17 protein-coding genes, 1 pseudogene and 1 riboswitch are annotated in these 20,964 nt (G+C 29.3%); of the genes and pseudogenes, 2 read left to right on the forward strand and 16 right to left on the reverse strand.

Translation table 11 applies throughout. The annotated features are described in order from the left end of the window. Positions 1-2: 2 nt before the first annotated feature. From LLF98_RS06165 to LLF98_RS06240, 16 genes and pseudogenes are all read right to left on the reverse strand, one after another. Complete coding sequence (locus LLF98_RS06165) at positions 3-1,202, reverse strand: NAD(P)-dependent oxidoreductase (protein ID WP_291701910.1); 1,200 nt, start codon at positions 1,200-1,202, stop codon at positions 3-5. Between the two features lie 235 nt (positions 1,203-1,437). Further along, positions 1,438-1,707 (reverse strand): annotated as a pseudogene (locus tag LLF98_RS06170) (thiamine pyrophosphate-dependent enzyme); the annotation flags it as partial. A gap of 489 nt (positions 1,708-2,196) precedes the next feature. Beyond that, positions 2,197-2,820 (reverse strand): thiamine phosphate synthase, encoded by a 624-nt coding sequence (thiE, locus tag LLF98_RS06175; RefSeq protein WP_291701912.1) that lies wholly within the window; start codon positions 2,818-2,820, stop codon positions 2,197-2,199. Positions 2,821-3,065: 245 nt separating this feature from the next. Next, positions 3,066-3,899, reverse strand: coding sequence for a hydroxyethylthiazole kinase (gene thiM, locus LLF98_RS06180; protein WP_291701913.1), 834 nt, complete (start codon positions 3,897-3,899; stop codon positions 3,066-3,068). A gap of 204 nt (positions 3,900-4,103) precedes the next feature. After that, the gene (thiC, locus tag LLF98_RS06185) at positions 4,104-5,420 is read right to left on the reverse strand and encodes a phosphomethylpyrimidine synthase ThiC (protein ID WP_291701915.1); all 1,317 of its coding nucleotides are present in this window, start codon (positions 5,418-5,420) and stop codon (positions 4,104-4,106) included. Positions 5,421-5,542: 122 nt separating this feature from the next. Continuing rightward, a complete protein-coding gene (gene thiD, locus LLF98_RS06190) occupies positions 5,543-6,346 on the reverse strand; it encodes a bifunctional hydroxymethylpyrimidine kinase/phosphomethylpyrimidine kinase (RefSeq protein WP_291701917.1) in 804 nt (267 codons plus the stop codon). Between the two features lie 117 nt (positions 6,347-6,463). Continuing rightward, positions 6,464-6,958 (reverse strand): energy coupling factor transporter S component ThiW, encoded by a 495-nt coding sequence (gene thiW / locus LLF98_RS06195; RefSeq protein WP_291701919.1) that lies wholly within the window; start codon positions 6,956-6,958, stop codon positions 6,464-6,466. A gap of 136 nt (positions 6,959-7,094) precedes the next feature. Continuing rightward, a riboswitch (TPP riboswitch) is annotated at positions 7,095-7,204 on the reverse strand. A 64-nt stretch (positions 7,205-7,268) separates the two neighbouring features. Beyond that, positions 7,269-7,469 (reverse strand): hypothetical protein, encoded by a 201-nt coding sequence (locus tag LLF98_RS06200; protein WP_291701921.1) that lies wholly within the window; start codon positions 7,467-7,469, stop codon positions 7,269-7,271. 213 nt (positions 7,470-7,682) lie between these two features. Next, positions 7,683-9,263, reverse strand: coding sequence for an FMN-binding protein (locus tag LLF98_RS06205; RefSeq protein WP_291701923.1), 1,581 nt, complete (start codon positions 9,261-9,263; stop codon positions 7,683-7,685). Positions 9,264-9,386: 123 nt separating this feature from the next. Further along, positions 9,387-10,373, reverse strand: coding sequence for an FAD:protein FMN transferase (locus tag LLF98_RS06210; RefSeq protein WP_366512075.1), 987 nt, complete (start codon positions 10,371-10,373; stop codon positions 9,387-9,389). 212 nt (positions 10,374-10,585) lie between these two features. Further along, positions 10,586-12,124 (reverse strand): ATP-binding protein, encoded by a 1,539-nt coding sequence (locus LLF98_RS06215; RefSeq protein ID WP_291701925.1) that lies wholly within the window; start codon positions 12,122-12,124, stop codon positions 10,586-10,588. Continuing rightward, positions 12,121-12,810 (reverse strand): response regulator transcription factor, encoded by a 690-nt coding sequence (locus LLF98_RS06220; RefSeq protein WP_291701927.1) that lies wholly within the window; start codon positions 12,808-12,810, stop codon positions 12,121-12,123. The genes LLF98_RS06215 and LLF98_RS06220 overlap by 4 nt, the downstream gene beginning before the upstream one ends. A gap of 158 nt (positions 12,811-12,968) precedes the next feature. Beyond that, positions 12,969-13,847, reverse strand: coding sequence for an L-serine ammonia-lyase, iron-sulfur-dependent, subunit alpha (sdaAA, locus tag LLF98_RS06225; RefSeq protein WP_291701929.1), 879 nt, complete (start codon positions 13,845-13,847; stop codon positions 12,969-12,971). Between the two features lie 183 nt (positions 13,848-14,030). Then, positions 14,031-14,708, reverse strand: coding sequence for an L-serine ammonia-lyase, iron-sulfur-dependent subunit beta (sdaAB, locus tag LLF98_RS06230; protein ID WP_291701931.1), 678 nt, complete (start codon positions 14,706-14,708; stop codon positions 14,031-14,033). Positions 14,709-14,944: 236 nt separating this feature from the next. Then, positions 14,945-16,306 carry a citrate/2-methylcitrate synthase gene (locus tag LLF98_RS06235; protein WP_291701933.1) on the reverse strand — a complete coding sequence of 454 codons (1,362 nt, stop codon included), beginning with the start codon at positions 16,304-16,306 and terminating at the stop codon, positions 14,945-14,947. Between the two features lie 560 nt (positions 16,307-16,866). Next, positions 16,867-18,714: an ATP-binding protein gene (locus LLF98_RS06240; RefSeq protein WP_291701935.1), complete on the reverse strand. Its 1,848-nt coding sequence runs from the start codon at positions 18,712-18,714 to the stop codon at positions 16,867-16,869. A 363-nt stretch (positions 18,715-19,077) separates the two neighbouring features. On the opposite strand from LLF98_RS06240, the gene LLF98_RS06245 reads away from it, so the two are divergent. Beyond that, positions 19,078-19,626 carry a response regulator gene (locus LLF98_RS06245; protein ID WP_291701936.1) on the forward strand — a complete coding sequence of 183 codons (549 nt, stop codon included), beginning with the start codon at positions 19,078-19,080 and terminating at the stop codon, positions 19,624-19,626. A gap of 86 nt (positions 19,627-19,712) precedes the next feature. Then, positions 19,713-20,858: a universal stress protein gene (locus tag LLF98_RS06250; RefSeq protein ID WP_291701938.1), complete on the forward strand. Its 1,146-nt coding sequence runs from the start codon at positions 19,713-19,715 to the stop codon at positions 20,856-20,858. Positions 20,859-20,964 lie beyond the last annotated feature (106 nt).

The following is a 20,964-nucleotide window of genomic DNA, read 5'->3' on the forward strand; positions in this document are numbered from 1 at the left end:
CTTCAAATTGTGGATCTACAATATTCTTCTATAGCTTCTGCAACTATCTTAGCATGTGCTACTGCTTCAACAACAGTTCTTGCACCTGTAACTACGTCTCCTGAACCAAATACTCCTGACCTTGTAGTGTTACCTTTTTCATCTGCAATAATAAGTCCTGCGCTATTAGTTTCAAGTTTAGTAGTATTAGAAACTATATTGGTTTTAGGTGATTGACTTATTGCAATAATTGTAGAATTACATTCAAATAATTCTTCCTTTTCATTATTCTGATTTTCTTTATTAATTATTTTTACTCCCTCTTCTGTTAATTCAATTGGAGAACTATATAACTTAAATAAAATACCATCTTCTTTAGCCTCTTCTATTTCTCTTTTAGTAGCACTCATATCTTCAAAATTACCTCTATAAATAACTGTAACCTCATTACAACCATTTCTTTTTGCTGTTCTTGCAGCATCCATAGCAACGTTTCCAGCACCAATTATTGCAACTTTATTGCCCAACCTATATGTTTCTGGTGATCTAAGATAATCTATGGCAAAATGTACGTTTCCTAATGTTTCTCCCTTAATATTTAAAGTTTTAGCATTCCATACACCCGTTCCAATAAATATAGCTTTATAATCTTCTTCAAATAATCTATCAATACTTATAACTGGTCCTATAAGTGTGTTAGGTCTAATCATGACACCAAGCTCAATAAGCTTATCCTCAAGTTTGTCTATTAAATAATTAGGTAACCTATATTCTGGAATTCCGTAACGTAATACCCCTCCAATTTTATTTTTTGAATCAAAAATTGTCACCTTGTATCCTTTTCTTGCCAATATAAAAGCAATTGTCAGTCCTGCTGGCCCGCCTCCTATAATAGCAATTCTATCTTTATCCTTTGGTAAATTTTCAAATTTTACTGCATCTAAATATCCTTCTGATATTTCTTTTTCAATATCATAAAATTTAACTGGTTCTTGCTTTATCCCTCTTATGCAGTTTCCTGCACATTGATTTTCATGAGGACAAACAATTGAACATATTACTGAAAGTGGATTGTTATTAAATAGAATTTCGCCTGCTTCTTTTAACCTTCCATCTTTATACAGTGCTATTATTTCCGGAATCGGAGTATTTATGGGACAATTGGCTTGACACTTTGGATTTTTACACAATAAACATCTATTTGCTTCATCTAATAAAAACATATAATCTAACCCCTTCATAAACATAAATTTTCAAAAATTAATTTCTAATTTTACACTATATCTAATGATATTTTTCTCATCTGCTTAAGTTAAGTATATTACTTATACCCATAATATTCCTTCATAAATTTATGGATAATAAAAACATGAACTTACCTTGTAGAATAATTTCATGTTTTTATATAACCTAAGTTAATTTGTTTGAGTTTTTTAATGTTATTTCTACATTAAATGTCTAAAGATTTTCATAAACTTCCTTTAGATGCTCTGTTAATTTTACATTTTCAACATAATCAACTTGACAATCAATAACTACTGCTACATTTTGCTTAAATGCCTCTTCCAATGTTAGAATTAAATCTTCTGCATTTTCTACATGGTATCCTTTTGCATAGATACTTTCCGCAAATTTTACAAAGTCAAGATTAGTAAAGTGAACATAACAACTTTTACCATATTGGTCTTCTTGCTTCCACTTTATTAAACCATAATGACTATCATTAAAAGTTGTAATAAATTTAATGTTTGAATCTAAAATTTAATTTAATTTCTTATTTTTTTCTGTACCCATAATCAAATTCCTTTACCAATATATTTATTAATATTTTATTAAATTTTATATTTTTTGTAAAGATTACTGATATACTAGGATTGTTTTATTATTACTTTCTTAAATACCACATTTTAATTAATTACACTTCCTTCTTATATTACCACAGTAAAAAGATTATAATCAAGTAAATTCCCACATAAAATAGCATAACCTAGTAAAAAGTAAACTTTTCCATTTGAATAATGCGAATGGTATTCAATTCTATATAATGGATTTTGATTATGTAGATCCCTCTTAAAACTATAAATATTAACTTATTTTATTATATAAATATAAATTATTCAATGATTAAATTAAAACATTTAAGCATATAAATTAAAAAACTTTCATTCTTAAAAATATTAACAAAAAAGTTTTATTCTTTTTAAATAAAAATTATTTTTATATCAATAGATTTTTTATCTCTCTCGTAGCCTTCGTAATGTCTTTTTGAGCAATAATAGCTGAAATTATTGCAAGTCCATCAATTCCCATGCCATCAAAATCTTTGACTCTATCTTTATTTATTCCACCTATTGCCACTATAGGTATAGATACATTTTCTCTTATTTTCTTTAATTCTTCCATACTAGTTGGATTTGCATCTTTTTTAGTTCCAGTTGCATACATGGCTCCAACTCCTAAGTAATCTGCTCCTTCTTTTTGTGCTTTAAGTGCTTCTTCTAAAGTACCTGTTGAAACTCCAATAATCTTTCCTTCACCTACAATTTTTCTAACAACTGTTAAAGGTAAATCACTTTGCCCCACATGTACCCCCGCTGCATCAACTGCTAATGCAATATCTACTCTATCATTTATTAATAATGGAATATTATATTTATCTGTTATTTCTTTTACTTTAACTGCAGTATTATAGAAATCAAGAGATGAACAATCCTTCTCTCTTAATTGGACTAATGTACAGCCACCAATAATAGCCTGCTCTACAGCCTCTTCTAAAGTTTCTGTGCTCATTAAATCTCTATCTGTTACAAGATAAATACTGTAATCTATCTTAGATTTCATTATTTTTCCTCCTTAAAATTATTTTTTAATCATATTATATATGTTCCAAGTAACAACGTACAATTGTCAATTAATAATGAAAGGATGAAATTCTTTCAGAATTTCTAAAATTACTTTGTCTAATTAAGGTGTACAATACTAATTAGGGCTTATATAATATGAAAATCATTTTAGGCATATGAAAGGAAATAACTACTCCCATAATCATGGAATTGTTATTTTTTCATATGCCTTCATAATAATTATTATTTTAGCTCTTTAACTTTAACCATATTATTAATAATTTCATTATCTAAATTACTAATTGCATCTATAATTGCAATATGGAAACTGCCTGTTCCTATTTGTCCTGCTTTTTCAAAAGCAATTTCTCCAGCTATACCCATGGAAATAATTCCTGAAACAGCTGCTACAAAAAAATCTGAACCTGCACCACAAAATCCACCAACTAATGCAGTTGTCATGCAACCTGTTCCTGTAACATTTGCAAGCATTTTATGTCCATTTTCAAGCATTGCTACCCGTTTCCCATCTGATACAATATCAGTTACTCCTGTTATTGCAACTGTACAATTAAGTTTACTAGCTAAATTTTTAGCTACATTAATACCTTCATCATTTCCACCTTTAGTATCTACTTCCGAAGCATCAACACCCTTAGTAGTAGATTGTAAACCTGCTATAAATTTAATTTCAGACATATTTCCACGCAAAACACTTATTTTAACTTCCTCTATTATTCTCTTAGTAGTTACATTTCTAAATTCAGATGCACCTGCACCTACTGGATCAAAAACAACTGGAATGTTTAATTCATTTGCTTTCTTTCCTGATACAATCATAGATTCAATTGTTCTTTCATTTAATGTACCAATGTTTATTACAAGAGCAGAAGAAATTTTAGTAATATCTGCTGCTTCATTAATATCATCAGCCATAATTGGTGATGTACCTATTGCAAGTAGTATATTTGCACAATCATTAACAGTAACATAATTAGTTATGTTATGTACAAGAGGCTTCTTGTTTCTAACTTCTTCTAATAACTTTCCTATCTCCAAAACAATCTTATTGTCCATAAAAATCTTAGCAAGAATTTAGATTTAATAATACCAAAATTCCTACTAAACTCCCCTCCTTCTTAAACTTAAATTTTATATTTAACAAATCATTTGTATTAAAATTCCTTCAAGGAATTTTTTGAACATATTTTATAAAAATGACGTAATGACCTTCACCTTAATTGTTAATTGCACATAATATAACTATTTCATTACTAATAATTATTTCACCTCTTTTTGAAGCAACTCTACTTTCTCACCATTTAAAATTCTATTAGTTGTTCTTACAGCACACATTTTCCCACACATAGAACAGCTATGTTTTTCTTCTGGTGGCAGACTTTCAAAATATGTTCTAGCTTTTTCTCCATCAATAGCAACCTTAAACATTTCTTCCCAATCAAGCTTTTGACGAGCATCTGCCATTGCATTATCTCTATCTCTTGCGCCTGGAATACCATTAGCTATATCTGCTGCATGTGCTGCAATTTTTGATGCTATGATTCCTTCTTTAACATCTGATAAATCTGGAAGTCTTAAATGTTCAGCTGGTGTTACATAACAAAGGAAGTTTGCTCCATTTGTTGCTGCAATAGCTCCGCCAATAGCTGACGTTATATGATCATATCCTGGCGCGATATCTGTAACAAGAGGTCCAAGTACATAAAATGGTGCCCCATGACATAATCTTTTTTCAATTTGCATATTAGCTGCTATTTCATTCATAGCCATATGTCCTGGTCCTTCAATCATAACTTGAACGTCTTTTGCCCAAGCTCTCTTTGTTAATAAACCTAATTCTATAAGTTCTGTAATTTGTCCTGCATCAGTTGAGTCATCAATACAACCTGGTCTCATTGCATCTCCAAGACTTATTGTTACATCATATTCTCTTAGAATTTCAAGTAATTCATCATAATACTCATAAAATGGATTTTCATTTCCTGTCATTTCCATCCAAGCAAATAATAAAGATCCTCCACGAGATACAATATTTAATTTTCTCTTATCTTCTTTAAATAATGAAATTGTTCTTTTATTTATTCCAGCATGAATAGTAACAAAATCAACTCCAGCTTTTGCATGTTGTCTAACTACACGAAGAAAATCCTCAGCCTTTATATCCAAAAGATCTTTTTCAAGATATCCAATTGCATCATACATTGGAACTGTACCTATCATAGCTGGAGAATATTCAATAAGTTTTTCTCTAAACTCTTGAGTCTTTCCATAGTTACTTAAATCCATTATAGCTTCAGCACCAAACTCAATTGCCATTTTTACTTTTTCCATTTCGTTTGAATAATCAATGCAATCTCCTGAAACACCTAAGTTTACGTTTATTTTTGTTTTTAGTCCATCACCAATCCCTTCTGGGCTAAGTGATTTATGATTAATATTAGCTGGAATAGCTACCTTACCTTCTGCTACAAGCTTCATTAATTTTTCTTCTGAGATATTTTCCTTCTTAGCTACCACCTGCATTTCCTTAGTAACTATACCTTTTTTAGCTGCTTCCATTTGTGTTTTATAATTCATTTTTATTCTCTCCTTACATCTATTTTTTAATTTAATTATACCTTAACTCGTATTTTATATTTAGAGCCTAGAACTTTCTCTGTGAGCTTGCTCCTAAATTGTGCATTATAAATTGTGAACTGTTAAAGCATTCCTGCCTTTTTATAAAGTTCATAAAAATGATTAGTAGGTCCAACACCCTTTCCAAGATCAAATCCATGTTCAATGGCACATGTTATGTATCTCTTTCCTTCTCTAACTGCTTCGTCCATAGTCATATTTTTAGCTAAATTGGCAGCTATAGCAGAAGATAAAGTGCATCCTGTTCCATGAGTATGAGTAGTATTAATTCTTTCTTGTGGTAAGAATATAAATTCCTTTCCATCAAATAATAAATCAGTAGCTTCTCCTTCTAAATGTCCACCTTTAACTAAAACAGCTTTCGGTCCAAGTTCCTTAAGTTTTAAAGCAGCATCTTTCATTTCATCTAAAGTTTTTATCTTAATTCCTAAAATTTCTTCTGCTTCTGGTAAATTAGGAGTGATTAATGTTGCTAAAGGAAATAATTCCTTAACCAAAGTATCTTTTGCATCCTTTGATAATAGATTGAATCCACTTTTAGAAATCATAACTGGATCTAAAACTATTGCTGGTAGTTTTTCTATTTTTCTTAAAGCTTTCGATATTGCTTTAATAGATGGAATTTGTGATACCATTCCTATTTTAATAGCATCAACTCTAATATCATCAAAAATAACATCAATTTGCGCTTCAATTATTTCTGGATTTATGTCTTGAATGCCAAAAACACCCATAGTATTTTGAACAGTTACAGCTGTAATAACACTCATGCCGTAAACTCCATTAGCTGAAAAAGATTTTAGATCAGCTTGAATTCCTGCTCCTCCACAAGTATCAGACCCTGCAATAGTTAATCCTCTAAACATAAAATCATCCTTTCATTTACATTCTTATTTAAATTATTTTTCAATTTTTAATAATATACAATTTAAAATCATCTAAATTTCTTTTGTATTTTTCGAATCTTTCTCATTTATTGGTGACTAATTATTTATTAATGTTTTCCTTATAATAGGAATCTTCACAAAGAGATATGCTATGGCAGCTCCTGAACTACAACTCATTGTAAATGGAATTATATATACAAAAAGTGCTACTTCTTTGCCTAAAAGTATTGATGCTATTGGATAAGCTAGTAATGCTCCTATTATTCCTGTTCCAATTATTTCTCCAATTACAGCTATAACTGGTTTTCTAAATTTCTTATAAAGAATACCTGCAAGCAGCGCACCTACCATACTTCCTGGAAACGCTAGTAAACTTCCTGTTCCCATAATGTTTCTTATAAATGATGTAACGAATGCATTTAAGAGTGCATAAATTGGTCCAAGTGTTATTGCTCCTACTACATTTACAAAATGTTGTACTGGTGATATTTTAGCTACTCCAATCGGCATTGAAAATGTTCCAAAAATAACTGAAATACCAATTAATACCCCACTTAATGCAATTTTTTGTGCTTTACTTTTTTCTTGCATTTACAATCTTCCCCCCTTAAAATAATAGATTATTTTCTTGTGAAATAATATTTCATTAAATCGATTAACATTAAAGAGGTTTATTACTTTTACGCAAAAAAATGTATCCCCTAAGGAATACATCAATAAAATATGCACAAATATCAATATACTTCCCTACGTTGGTATTAACCAAATCAGGTTATAAGAGTCAGGAAATCAATCTCTCCAATCTCAGCTAAAATATTAGCCCCCCTAGTTATTCAATTCTAAAATTATCGTTCACAACCTAAAGATTATAACATTAAGCTTAAAACGTCAAGTATATATTTTACTTATTCTTTGCTAATACATAATATTTCCCATACCTTTTCACAGGTTTTATTACTTCAAAGCCATTAACAAATTGATCTATAACTTGATTTTTTGCAACTTCAATTAAAATTGTCTCTTTCTTTGTTTTAATTCGCTTTATTGGTACCATGTTAGAGCTTTTATCTATATTATTTCTAGTTCTATTTTTGCTTGGCATTTATATCATACTCCTGTTAATATTATAAATCCTTCAATTATTATATTAACAATTTCTATAAATGTGTTAGTTATCATGTAATCATCTTAGGTATATTTAATATGCATGAATTGTTGAATTAAAATTATATGTTAATATTTTCCTCTTAATAAATAACCACTTTTCAATGAAGTTATCATATTCATTGAAAAGTGCCTATTAAAGAATGTTTTATTATTTTGCTTGACTCAAAGAATTTGCTACTGCACTCATGATTCCTTTTGAACTATAAGTAGCTCCTGAAACTGTATCTACTGAAGTTGATTGTTTTGAAAGTATTTCTTTTGTTATAGTTCCTAAAACTCTTTCAAAATACTGTGGAGTATCTCCATTCGATAAAATTTCTATATTGGCTATCTTTCCATCAGCTATAGTAACCAAAACTTTAGTTGTTCCTCCATGAAATCCTTGTCCACTTCCAGTATATGTTCCATCTTTATATGTTTTTGATGAGTTATCAAAAGTTGTACTTGAAGCTATACTATTTGAATTTTCTGTTGGGCTTGAAGCTGCTGTTTCACTTTTAGCTGCACTATCATTGTTTGAAGTATCAATATCTGAACTTGAAACAGCAGCTTGATTTAATGCATCTTTTACTGCGTTTATTATTCCCTTTGAACTATATGTAGCTCCTGATACTGTATTAACTTGAGTTGTTTGATTTGACATTATTCCTTTAGATATTGTTCCAAAAGCTCTGTCGTAGTAACTTGGAGTATCCCCATTTGATACAGTTTGTATATCAGTTATCTTTCCATCTGCTATATTAACAGAAATTTTAGTTGTTGCACCTCCAAAACCTGTACCAGTTCCTGTATATGTTCCATCTTTATATTTTTTTGAAGAACTGTCAGAGGCTGAACTATCTGAAGTTGAAATTGTGTTATTGTTTGAAATTACACCAGCCTTAGTTAAAGCATCTACTCCAAAGTTTGTAAGTCCATAAACACCTAACATTGCAGCCATTGCTACAGAACCAGCTAAATTTTGATTTAAATCTTGTCCAAGAATGTTTATGTTAGCATTTCTTCTAGGACATACTTCTGTGCATTTTAAACAATTGATACAATCGCCACCTCTAGCAGCATTCACTTTATAAAGTTTTAATCCCATAGAACAATTCACTGTACATGCTCTGCACTTGCCGCAATCATCTTTAGGCTTATTAATTTTTGTTATTCCAATTTTAGATATTATTGCAAATATAGCTCCTAAAGGACATAAATATCTACAAAAAAATCTTTCAATAAATGCTGCCCCTATTGTAATTAACACTAAAAGTATTAAACCAATTAGTAAAGTAGAAAACACAGTAGGTAAATTAGTTATTTGTCCAAATGCATCCCAAGGACTTACACTTTCTAGAATGTTGCTTCCAATTGTCCATGAAACAATTATTATAAATAGTAATATTACATATTTGGTATACTTTAATATAGAATCAACTTTTTCATTTACTTTAAATTTTCCTTTAAAGATTTTTTTTGATATAAAATATATTAAATCGTTATAGGCTCCAAAAGAACATATCCAGCCACAAAACCATCTTCCCATTACCATCGTTATTAGCATTACAGCTGCAAATTCCATTAAATTGGGTAATGCTTGAAGAAAATCAAAATTTCCTCCCATAATCATTTGATAAACTGTTTTTACTTCATTAAATGTCATTGCATAAAGGCCAGGCAGCAATATAAATAAAATTAATTGTATACCATGTCTTAAAATTTGCGATTTCTTTATTTTCTTAGCCATATTTGTTTCTCCATTCTAAACTTAATATTTATCCACAATTGCAAATTGAAATATCTAATTATTAACAATTAAGTTATTCATAACTTCTTAAGGCACAATCAAAAAAATAACAAGTCCATGTGCCTAATTTAATATAAATTCCTCATCTGTTAACACAAAACTATCCTTAATACCAGCTGTCATATATACTTTCTTATCTTCTGTGACAAGTATTGCATCTATCCCCTTAATTTCTTCTATAATGCTTAATGCTTTATCTACACCAAGAATATAAACACCTGTTGATAATCCATCTCCATCAATAGAATTATCTGATATAATAGTTGCACTTATAATTTTACTTTCTGATGGATACCCTGTTTTAGGATCAATTATATGATGAAATCTCTTTCCATCTTTCATAAAATATCTTTCATAATTACCAGATGTAACAATTGATTTATTTTTGACACTCAATATTCCAATATACTCTCCTCTAGGTTCAATTGGATTTTGAATTCCAACTCTCCAAGATTTTCCATCTGTTCTACTTCCAAGAGCAAAAATATTCCCACCCAAATCAATTAGAGCACTTTTAATATTATGTTGATGAAAAATATCTCGAACTTCATCAGCTGCAAATCCTTTAGCTATTCCACCAACATCCAAAGCCTGTTTCCTATTCTTTAGCATTATTGAGTGATTATTTTCATCTAAAATCACATCATTGTAATTTACAAGTTTTAATTTTTCTTCTATTTGAGAATTTTCAGGAATTGTTTCTTCTTTTGTTCCTATATTCCAAAGGCTTACCAATGGTCTTATTGTTGGATCAAAAGTTCCCTCTAATACTTTGCTATACTCTATAGCCTTTTTTACTACATAATAAGTATCCTTGCTTACACTTCCCGCAGAAATTCCCGCTGCAACATTTATTTTGGATATTTCACTATATTCCTTAAAAGCTGACATCTTATCATCAATATCATTTAATTTTTCTATTGCCTTTTCAATTGCTTGTTCTCCCTTGTTGCCATATGCACTTAAATTTATTATAGTTCCAAGAGCATAACTGCTTTTTACTACTTTTGGTTTTTCATATTTTCCAGTAGTAAATATAAAAAGCAAAATTAAACCTACTATAATGGCAATTATTAATAATTGCACTCCTATTCCACTTATAATCAAATTAAATCACCTACTTATTTCGTTATTTCATATACCTTACTATTTGAAGTATAGCAACTAAGCCTTAATTGTTTCTGAATTTAAACTGAGAATTTGCTGAGAAAATAAAAAAATTTAAGGAGGATTGTCTTTCTTAAGAAAATCCCCCTTAAATTTTACTTTAATAATTTTAAATATATAGAAAATGTTGTTCCAACATTTAGTTGACTTTTTACTTTAATTTTACCACCATTGCTATCTATTATAGATTTCACTATAGAAAGTCCTAATCCATATCCGCCTTGTTCTCTAGATCTATGAGCATCACTTCTAAAAAATCTATCATATATTTTACTTAGATGCTCTTCTGGTATGCCAGTTCCATTATCAGATATCCTTAAAACTGCAAAAGTTTCATCTTCAAAATCTTCTATGCCAGTAGATACTGTTATAATACCATTGTCTTTATCAGTATGAATTACTGCATTTTGGGCTATATTGAATATAACTTGCTTAATTTGATTTTTATTTATATATACATTTATATTATCTTTTAATTCTAAATTTAAAGTCCTGTCTTTAGAAAGAATCTGAAGCTGTGGATATATCTCATTTATTACACCATTTATATTCTCTCTATTTATTTCTACAATCGGCTGCTGATCTAATCTTGTTAACATTAAAAGATCATTTACTAATTTAGTGAGTCTTTCACTTTCCATTAATATACTGTTCAATGCTAAATCCAATTGCTTTTCATTTTTAGCCGCCCCTCTTAATAACACTTCAACAAACCCATGAATTGAGGTTAATGGTGTACGTAATTCGTGTGAAGCATCTGATACAAAACGCCTCATTTTTTCCTTAATGTACTGCTCTTTTTGAAATGATGTCTCTATTCTTTTAAGCATAATATTAAATGATTTTGCTAATCTATCAATTTCAAGCTGACCACTTTCTTCACTCAATCTTTTATCTAAATCTGTTACATTTATTTTTTCTACAGTGTCTGTTATATTATATAAAGGGTTTAATGTATGTTTAAAAATTGTAGTTCCAAGTACTGCACCTATTATTAAAATTAAAATTGAAAGACTTGTATGCATGTATACTTCACGGTCTAATATTTCCTTAACATCATCTATTGGTGTACTCAATTGTATTAATCCAGATGGTGAGTCTAAATCTCCTATCTTTATCCATGCAATCATTTGGCACTTATTATCTTCATCTTCTGCAATTTCATGCATATGTTCTAAATTACCAGTTTCATTAAGAATATTTATATATTTCTCTTTAGAAAGCACCGGTACTGATACCTCTTTTATTTTCTTTTCATCTATCTCCTTAGAATCCTCATCACCATCATTATCTTCTTCTTCAACTATATTATCTACATTAGTTTCTTCAGTTATTAATTCCCCATTTTTATTAATTAATGAAATACTTATATTTTTATCTTTTAATTTCTTTAAAATTTTAATAATATCTTCTTTCGTCATAGTTTCTATATTTTGTTTTGATAAGGTACTAAAATCTAAATTATGAAACTTTTGTTGTAATACTTGTCTTTTAGTTTGAAATAAATAATTCTTCATACTTATATATTGAAAAACTCCCATTGAAACTAACAAAACAATTAATATCATGAAAAAACGAGATAATAATTGCCACTTTAAACTCTTTATTTTAAACTTATTTTTTAACTTTTTCATTGTGCCACCATTTTATATCCAACACCACGAACAGTTTTAATAATATTATGTTCTTTATCCTCAATTTTATCTCTTAAATATCTTATGTATACTTCAACAATATTTTCCTCTCCATTAAAGTCATATCCCCATACTTTTTCAAGTATTAATGATTTACTTAATACCATTCCATTATTCATAAGTAAAAATCTTAATAAATTATACTGCGTAGGTGGTAAATCCAATACTTTTCCACTATAAGTAAATTCATGTGCTCCATCATCTATAGTAAAATCACCTATTCTAGTAACATTATTTAATTCAGGAAAACTATTTCTTATCCTAGCATTAATACGTGCTAAAAGTTCCTTAAAACTAAAAGGCTTTGCCATATAATCATCTGCTCCAGTATTTAATCCTTTTACTTTATCATCAACTTCATCTCTTGCTGTAAGCATAATAATTGATGTTTTCATGGATTTTTTAATCCTTGAGCATACTTCATATCCATCCATTCCTGGCAGCATAATATCCAATATAATTATATGTGGATTTATTTTTTGAGCTAATTTAATTGCTTCATTTCCATCGAAAGACTCATATACATTATACCCTTCTGCTTCTAATCCCATTTTTATAAAATCAACTATGCTTTTTTCATCATCCACTATAAGAATATTAATTTGTTCTTTTGCTAATGAATTCAAATATTACTCCCCCTACCTCAATAATGTTTTTATTAATTGATAATTAACAATTTGCAATAAACAATTAAGAATAAAATCACTTCATAATTTCTTTTTCTGAAAAGCCCTTAGGCTTTTTATCCTTCATTGTGAATTGTAAATTATACATTACTGGAATATTACTTCTTACCAAAAACTTGTTCCTTAAGTCTTAAACCTTCTTTAGTTACAGCAACTCCTCCTAAAGCTGTTTCCCTAAGAGATTCTGGTAAACTTTTTCCAACCTTATACATAGCACTTACTGTATCATCAAAAGGAATCTTAGATGCTACACCAGCCATTACCATATCTGCTGTACATAATGCAGTTATAGCCCCTTGAGCATTTCTCTTAGCACAAGGTATTTCAACAAGTCCTGCAACTGGATCACAAACGAGCCCTAAAACATTTTTAAGTATTATTGCTGCTGCATCTAAACTCATTTGAGGAGTTCCACCCATCATTTCAACAACAGCAGCTGCTCCCATTGCAGAAGCTGAGCCGCACTCTGCCTGGCATCCACCTTCTGCTCCTGATAATGTAGCATTTAATCCAATAATAATTCCAATAGCTGCTGCTGCAAATAATCCTTTTAAAAGTTCTTCTTCATCTAAGTTAAGCTGTTTACCTGTGGATAAAATTACTGCTGGCAATATACCACAAGAACCTGCTGTTGGGCATGCAACTATCTTTCCCATAGATGCATTAACTTCTGATGAAGAAAGTGCCATTGCCATTGCCATATTTGTTACAGTACCTGTAAGCGTTTTGCCCTCTTTAGCATAATTATGTAACTTAAAACCATCTCCGCCTATTAATCCACTAACTGAATAAACTTCCTTTTCCATGCCTTCATTAGCTGCTGAAATCATAACCTTTAAGTTTTTTCTCATCATTTCTATAACTTTATCTCTTGTTAATTGCTTTTCCTCTACTTCACATCTTATGGCATATTCACTTAATGAAATATTATGTTTCTCACATATTTCTAACAATTCTACTCCTGTCCTTGCTATCATAAAAAACTGCTCCACCTTCCTTAACTATTGTCTTCTTCTGTATATATTAAATTTCCGCACAATTAATTTTCTTACAATCTAATTATAAATATATACTGTAAATTTTAATGAATTACTATTATATTTCTTCCCCGCTAATTGTTAATTGTTAATTGTTAATTGTTAATTGTTAATTGTTAATTGTTAACTGATTTTAGCTGGACTTATTGAAATTGTATTATGTATTAATTCAATATTTCTAATCTTTTCTATTATTTCATCACTTATCTTATTATCCATTTCAAAAATCATTGTAGCTTCTTGACCTTTAGTATGCCTAAAAACTCTCATAAATGCTACATTTATATTTTCACTATAAAGAACACTAGTTACACTGTTAATAACACCAGGAGCATCTTTATGAGCTACTATTAAAGTTTCATACATTCCAGTAAAATCAACTTCATTGTCATTAACTTCTATAATTTGAATATTTCCTCCACCAATAGATGACCCCATAACTTCACAATATTTATCATTTGTTGTCCTCATAATAAATTTCACTGTATTAGGATGAACATCACCCAAATCAGCTTCCTTAAATAAAAATTTAATTCCTTTTTCTTTTGCTACATCTATAGAATTTTTAAGCCTTTCATCACTTGGTTCCATTCCCAAGATTCCAGCAACCAATGCTCTATCTGTTCCATGTCCTTTATATGTTTTTGCAAAGGAGCCATGCAATAAGAATGTTACCTCTGCTATATCCCCCCCAGCTATACTACTTGCAATTTTCCCAAGTCTTGCTGCACCTGCTGTATGTGAACTTGATGGACCTATCATAATGGGTCCTAAAATATCAAAAACTCCTATTCCTTTCATTATTGCTCCTCTTTCTCACAACATTCATATGTAAATACATCATTAATTTGTTTATTTTTATATTTATTAAACCATATTATCATTAATTTTAATATAGAGACTGTTGCAAAATTATTTTTCTCAAAACATCAAAATATTTTTTACACGAAAAAAACTCTAATAGACACCGTTCTAGCATCTATTAGAGTTTTACTATTAGCTTGAGAATTAGTCTGTAAAATGAATTCTTAAAAACATCATCTTTGCTCTATATCAACATATGTCTTCCTTTTAACAACATTCTTATATGCAGGTCTAATTATTTTACCCGAATTCACAATTTCTTCAATACGGTGGGCACTCCAGCCACTTATTCTTGAAATAGCAAAAATTGGTGTAAATAACTCTGGTGGTATATCAAGCATTCTATATACAAAACCTGAGTAAAAATCCACATTTGCACTTACACCCTTGTAAATTTTATGTTTCTTGCCAACTACTTCAGGTGCAAGCTTTTCAATTTTATCATACAAATTATATTCATTCTCGAAACCTTTTTCTTTTGCAAGCTTTGCGACATGCTCTTTAAAAATAACAGCTCTTGGATCTGATATAGAATAAACCGCATGGCCGATTCCATAAATCAGTCCAGAATGATCAAAGGCTTCCTTATTGAGTATTTTCATAAGATATTCTTCAACCTCTGCATCATTATCCCAGTCCTTGATATTTTGTTTTATATCGTCAAACATCTGTACAACTTTGATATTTGCGCCTCCATGCCTTGGACCTTTTAAGGAGCCAAGAGCAGCAGCCATAACCGAATATGTATCGGAACCTGATGAGGTAACAACATGTGTGACAAAGGTTGAGTTATTTCCTCCACCATGTTCTGCATGAAGAACAAGTGCAAGATCAAGAAGAGCTGCTTCAAGCTTTGTATATTGGCTGTTTGGTCTAAGCATATGAAGAATATTTTCAGCAGTACTTAAATCTGGCTGTGGACTGTGTATAAACAGACTGTTATTATCGTGATAATGAGTACAAGCCTGATAACCGTAAACCGCCATTAGTGGAAAACATGCTATTAGTATTAAACATTGCCTTAATACATTTTCTATAGAAGTATCCTCTGCTGAATCATCCAAGCTATAAAATGCTAACACACTTCTCGCAATTGAATTCATAATGTCTTTGCTAGGCATTTTTAATATCATATCACGCACAAAATCATCTGGTAAATTTCTGTATTCTGACAAAAGCTGTTCAAAATCATTCAGTTCCTCTTTTGTAGGAAGATTGCCAAACAAAAGCAAATAGCATGTCTCTTCAAAGCCAAAAGAGTCTTTTTTCATAAAACCATTAACAATATCGGAGATATCAAACCCCCTATAAAACAACTTCCCAGGCATAGGAACCATTTCATTTTCCTCAACTATATATGAGCGCACATCTCCAATTTCTGTAAGACCAACAAGCACGCCCCTCCCATCAATATCTCTAAGTCCCCTTTTAACCTGGTATTTTGTAAATAATTCAGCATTAATTTTATTATTTTCAAGCGCCTTACGGCTAAGATTTTTTAACATTTTCCCTTCAAGCTCTATAATTTTTTCCATTCTAAGCCCCCCAAAATAAATTTTTTAGTTATATTTAGTTTAATATATATTATTATAAAATATATCAATTATGATAATAGCCCTCAATCATCAACTATAGCTAAAGATGTAATAAAGATTATGATTTCTTTATATGTTTTTCTACTAGGATAACCTCGTAAAAAATAAATTTTTTCATTTGAATAATACGAATGGTATTTTATTCAATATAATGAATTTTGATTAGGTAAATATTGATTAAAACTATGAATCTTAATTTATTTTATTATATAAATATCAATTATTCAATGATTAAATATTTATGTTCATCAATATTATTGTATATATGGTAAATACTGTTTTACGTTAGGTTATCCTGTTTTTCTACCTACAAGTATATATTCTAAAATCAAATAGAAGATATACTTATATGTTGTAGCAATAATAGAATGTGACATTATTGCTATCATAACACATATTTAGTTAAGACATATTCAAAACAGATAAGATTTTATTAATTTAGCATCAACATAGCCTAAATTCCTTGAGTAATTAGTACCCTCAAAAAGTATTTCTATAAATCATAATGCTTCTCCGGATTTAAGTGTAAAGTAAAATAAACTACCTTCTCCAACCGTGCTATCTACCCATATTTCTTCACCATGAGCCTTTACAATTTCTTTACATATAGCAAGCCCTAATCCTGAACTTCCAGTTGTCTCTCCATTCTTATCTTTTATTTGCATAAATTTTTCAAATATTAATTCTTGGTACTCTTCTGCAATTCCTTCTCCATTATCACAAATAGATACTAACATCGTATTGTTTACTTCTCTTGCTTTTATTTCTATAATTCCCGTACCATCAGTTTTAATATATCTTAAAGCATTTCCAAGTAAGTTTGCTATTACCCAGGATATTCTATTTATGTCTGCTTTTACTTTTTTTACTATTCGATTAGTATCAATATTCAATGTTACATTCTTCTCTTCAATTTGAATTTTAAATGCTCTTTTTATTTGAGATATAACCTCATTTATATCTATATCCCTTATCTCCATTTCAATCTTCCCTGATTTCATTTTGGATAAATCTAATAATTCACCAACCAAATTGTCTAATTTATCACTGTCTTCTTTTATTATTGTTAATAGTTCCATTTCATCATCATTAATATCTACATTTCTATCACGAAGTAATCCAACTGCCATACAAATGGATGTTAAAGGAGTTCTAAATTCATGGGATACATTTGATATAAAATCTGTTTTCATTTCATCTAATTCTTTAAATTTTGTTATATCTTGCATAATAGTAACAGCTCCTAAATTCTCAATATCAGTAAACCAAATAGGACTTATTGTTATTCTATAGTAGTCCTTATGCTGATTATTTCCCAGCTCTATGTCCTCAAAAGCTTTATAATCTTCAATGGAATTGCGTGCCTCCTGTATCATATCAAATATCTTTTTTTCTTTAATTCCATCTAAAAACTTTCTGTTAATAACCTTCTTTTCTTTCACGTCAAATAATCTTTCAGCTGACTGATTTAACATTATTATTTTATTTTTATCGTCTGTAACTATTATTGGGGATTTTATGCTTTCTATTATTGCTTCAGTTCTTTGTTTTTCTCTTAAAATTTTATTTACATTTAACCTATCATATTCTTTCAATTTCTCTACCATGTTATTAAAGCAATCAAATATAAAATTAATTTCCTTTTCTCTTCTTAATGGAATCGTATATTCATAATTTCCTTCTGATACCTTATTTATTCCAATTGCTAAATCTTCAATTGGATGTATAATCTTTCGTAGTAAATAACTTATTATAGAAATTCCTATTATAAGAGCCACTCCAGCAATTCCTAGTGTAAATTTTTTCGCTGTAGTCACTAATTCTTTTGATTTTTCTTTCATATTTATCATTGATTTTTGATTAATATCTAAAAGAGTATTGCAATTTTCTTTTACATCTTTAAACTTTGGAAAAACATTACTATAATAATATTTACTTGCTTCATTGCCTCCTTGATTTTTTTTAATACTTATTAATATTTCAACATTAGTTGTATAATCAGTATAATTTTTTTCAATTAAATCTATAGTCTCCTGTTCCCCTTCTTCTGTGATATTATTTTTAGCTTTACCTAACCACTCTAAAAAATTAGTATGATTTAATTCATACTCAGGTAAAAGTTCTAAATTATTCTCAAAGATAAAAGAAAGTTCTAAACTATCTTGCCTTTCTAATGAATTATTCATATTTTGAGCATAAACTACACTATCATAATTAGCATGCATTATTGAATCTATAGATTTTTGTAATTTATTAAAAAAGTTAATTGATACAAAGCTGTTCCCTATGGTTAATAATATAAATACTATTAAAATTAGAGAAATCTTAGATTTTATGCTCTTTATCATTTTTATCCTCCCTATAAGACACATTCAAAAAATAACAAGATAAAATATACATTGAATCTTTGACTTTTTATTTTATTTCACGTGCCTAACATACTTATTAAATTATATTATACCTTATAGTGCATTATCTAACTCCCATAATTCTTTGTTAATTTATAATCCATACTTTTAGTGACCGTTATTTTAAATCTCCTTCCTATTGCGTTTGTTTTTGTTAATATAATCTACTTTACTCAAAGTATTTATTATTGATAAAAAAATTAATCTAAAGTAGTATAAATTTATTAAGGCATATTAAAAAAATAGCAAGTCGCATGCTAATTTATTATTCTCTTTAATGTGCCTACTACAGGAGGATTTCTTATGAAAACTGCATTAATAGTTGATGATACAAAGAATATAAGAATTCTTTTATCTCATTGCTTAAAAGATTCAGGATTTACAGTGCATTGTGCTAGTAATGGCAGTGAAGCACTAGAATTAATATCTGTTATAGATTTTGACATTGCCTTTATTGATATTAAAATGCCAACAATGAGTGGTACTGCTCTTCTTGAACAAATTAGAAAAGATGGCTATGAATTTAATATAGTAATAATGACTGCCTTTGCAACAATAAAAAATGCAGTCACAACTACTAAACTTGGTGCAATGGCTTATCTTCAAAAACCATTCACCGCCAATACAATACATAAGATACTAGATGAAATATTTCCTGACTATAACAACCTATCTGTTCCTTACACATCAAATAATAAATCACTTAAAGAACATATAGATTTATCAAATAACGTTATTTCTACAGATCCTCTGGCTTATAAAAAATTTGGTGATTTATTAATATCAAAAGGTGAAATTGAAAAAGGAACTTTATTTATAAAATTCTCTGAAGAATTAAAAAATTTGAAGTAAAGCATGTGAAAGAAAATAACAAATCAAAAACGCGAAATAGACTAGCATATGACTTGTTATTTTTTGAATGTGCCCAGGTGATTTATATGGACTTTGATGAAAAACAACGAATTACCCCCGAAGAAGCATTAAAAGAATATAGAAAACAAACTAGAGGTAATCTTAAGATATTTTTGGGATATGCCCCAGGAGTAGGCAAAACTTTTACCATGTTAAATGAAGCTAATAGAAGGTTTGAACGTGGAAAAGATGTAGTTATAGGATATTTTGAAAGCCATGAAAGGGAACAGACAATTAAGCAGCTTAAAAATTTACCTGTAATTCCTTTAAAAGAAATAACCTATAATTCAATTACATTAAAAGAAATGGATGTAGAAGCTATAATAGAAAGGAAACCTGAGTTAGTATTAGTTGATGAGTTAGCTCATACTAATGCACCTGGATCTAAGAATAAGAAACGATATGAAGATGTATTGGAAATATTAGATGCTGGTATTAATGTCTATTCAACTGTTAATCTTCAACATCTAGAAAGTCTTAACGACATTGTAAAACAAATAACAGGTATAGGTGTTAATGAAACTATTCCTGACAACATTATTGCTGATGCTGAAGTAGTTGTTATAGACATGCCCCCTGAAGCTCTAAGAAAAAGATTAGAACGAGGTAATATATACAAACCTTATCTAATAGAATCAGCACTTAAAAACTTTTTTAGAGTTGGTAACCTTAGCGCTCTTAGAGAATTAACCCTAAGGCAAATTGCAGATGAAGTTGATGAAGATTTAGAGGAATATAAAAACAAACATGACATTCATGATAACTGGTATACTTCCGAGAAAATTATGGTATCAATTTCCTCTAACCCAAAATCTAAACGATTGATACGATTTGGTGCTAGATTAGCTAAAACGTATAAATGCCCTTGGTATGTTGTTTATGTTAATTGTACTCATTTTATGTCTCCTAAAGAAACACCTGAAATAATCAATGGGCTTAATAGTAATATCGAATTAGCTGAAAAACTTAATGGGACATTTATAAAATTAGAAGGACCTTCAGTTTCTAAAGCCTTATTACAAATTGCCCACGAAAAGCATGTAACCAAACTTGTTATAGGACATCCAAAACGTACTAGACTTCAAAGACTTTTTAGAGGATCTACTACCAATAAGTTTTTAGAGCATGCCAAAGATATTCAAGTAATTATAGTTCCTTATGATTCATTATAATAGTAACAGTTCTATTTAAATAAGAATAATCTTCACCTTTTTTAGGTGATTTAATAACATTTTAGCCATATAATTAATAAAAAACACTAAGCATTTTAAAATTAAA

This window comes from Clostridium sp. (assembly GCF_021372645.1).
Lineage (GTDB): Bacteria > Bacillota > Clostridia > Clostridiales > Clostridiaceae > Clostridium.

Bases quoted from the DNA above. Each gene is read 5' to 3' on its own strand.
- LLF98_RS06165 (WP_291701910.1), bottom strand. From the start codon at position 1,202: ATGTTTTTATTAGATGAAGCAAATAGATGTTTATTGTGTAAAAATCCA.
- thiE (WP_291701912.1), bottom strand. From the start codon at position 2,820: ATGAAATCTAAGATAGATTACAGTATTTATCTTGTAACAGATAGAGAT.
- thiM (WP_291701913.1), bottom strand. From the start codon at position 3,899: ATGGACAATAAGATTGTTTTGGAGATAGGAAAGTTATTAGAAGAAGTT.
- thiC (WP_291701915.1), bottom strand. From the start codon at position 5,420: ATGAATTATAAAACACAAATGGAAGCAGCTAAAAAAGGTATAGTTACT.
- thiD (WP_291701917.1), bottom strand. From the start codon at position 6,346: ATGTTTAGAGGATTAACTATTGCAGGGTCTGATACTTGTGGAGGAGCA.
- thiW (WP_291701919.1), bottom strand. From the start codon at position 6,958: ATGCAAGAAAAAAGTAAAGCACAAAAAATTGCATTAAGTGGGGTATTA.
- LLF98_RS06200 (WP_291701921.1), bottom strand. From the start codon at position 7,469: ATGCCAAGCAAAAATAGAACTAGAAATAATATAGATAAAAGCTCTAAC.
- LLF98_RS06205 (WP_291701923.1), bottom strand. From the start codon at position 9,263: ATGGCTAAGAAAATAAAGAAATCGCAAATTTTAAGACATGGTATACAA.
- LLF98_RS06215 (WP_291701925.1), bottom strand. From the start codon at position 12,124: ATGAAAAAGTTAAAAAATAAGTTTAAAATAAAGAGTTTAAAGTGGCAA.
- sdaAA (WP_291701929.1), bottom strand. From the start codon at position 13,847: ATGATAGCAAGGACAGGAGTAGAATTGTTAGAAATATGTGAGAAACAT.
- sdaAB (WP_291701931.1), bottom strand. From the start codon at position 14,708: ATGAAAGGAATAGGAGTTTTTGATATTTTAGGACCCATTATGATAGGT.
- LLF98_RS06235 (WP_291701933.1), bottom strand. From the start codon at position 16,306: ATGGAAAAAATTATAGAGCTTGAAGGGAAAATGTTAAAAAATCTTAGC.
- LLF98_RS06240 (WP_291701935.1), bottom strand. From the start codon at position 18,714: ATGATAAAGAGCATAAAATCTAAGATTTCTCTAATTTTAATAGTATTT.
- LLF98_RS06245 (WP_291701936.1), top strand. From the start codon at position 19,078: ATGAAAACTGCATTAATAGTTGATGATACAAAGAATATAAGAATTCTT.
- LLF98_RS06250 (WP_291701938.1), top strand. From the start codon at position 19,713: ATGGACTTTGATGAAAAACAACGAATTACCCCCGAAGAAGCATTAAAA.